Below are 1,044 nucleotides of genomic sequence, written 5' to 3' on the forward strand. Positions count from 1 at the left end.
GGAAGACAGACCCAGGGAACTGAAACATCTAAGTACCTGGAGGAAGAGAAAGCAAATGCGATTTCCTGAGTAGCGGCGAGCGAAACGGAATCTAGCCCAAACCAAGAGGCTTGCCTCTTGGGGTTGTAGGACATTCTATACGGAGTTACAAAGGAACGAGGTAGACGAAGCAGCCTGGAAAGGCTCGTCACAGAGGGTAACAACCCCGTAGTCGAAACTTCGTTCTCTCTTGAATGTATCCTGAGTACGGCGGAACACGTGAAATTCCGTCGGAATCCGGGAGGACCATCTCCCAAGGCTAAATACTACCTAGTGATCGATAGTGAACCAGTACCGTGAGGGAAAGGTGAAAAGCACCCCGGAAGGGGAGTGAAAGAGATCCTGAAACCGTGTGCCTACAAATAGTCAGAGCCCGTTAATGGGTGATGGCGTGCCTTTTGTAGAATGAACCGGCGAGTTACGATCCCGTGCAAGGTTAAGCTGAAGAGGCGGAGCCGTAGCGAAAGCGAGTCTGAATAGGGCGTTTAGTACGTGGTCGTAGACCCGAAACCAGGTGATCTACCCATGTCCAGGGTGAAGTTCAGGTAACACTGAATGGAGGCCCGAACCCACGCACGTTGAAAAGTGCGGGGATGAGGTGTGGGTAGCGGAGAAATTCCAATCGAACCTGGAGATAGCTGGTTCTCCCCGAAATAGCTTTAGGGCTAGCCTTAAGTGTAAGAGTCTTGGAGGTAGAGCACTGATTGAACTAGGGGTCCTCATCGGATTACCGAATTCAGTCAAACTCCGAATGCCAATGACTTATCCTTAGGAGTCAGACTGCGAGTGATAAGATCCGTAGTCAAGAGGGAAACAGCCCAGATCGCCAGCTAAGGTCCCAAAGTGTGTATTAAGTGGAAAAGGATGTGGAGTTGCTTAGACAACTAGGATGTTGGCTTAGAAGCAGCCACCATTTAAAGAGTGCGTAATAGCTCACTAGTCGAGTGACTCTGCGCCGAAAATGTACCGGGGCTAAATACACCACCGAAGCTGCGAATTGATACC

At 50.2% G+C, this 1,044-nt stretch carries 1 rRNA gene; it reads left to right on the top strand.

The window, feature by feature from the left end:
* A 23S ribosomal RNA gene (locus ACIQ7L_RS28135) occupies positions 1-1,044 on the top strand; the annotation flags it as partial.

This window comes from Bacillus sp. NPDC094106, from assembly GCF_044764345.1.
Classification (GTDB): domain Bacteria; phylum Bacillota; class Bacilli; order Bacillales; family Bacillaceae_G; genus Bacillus_A.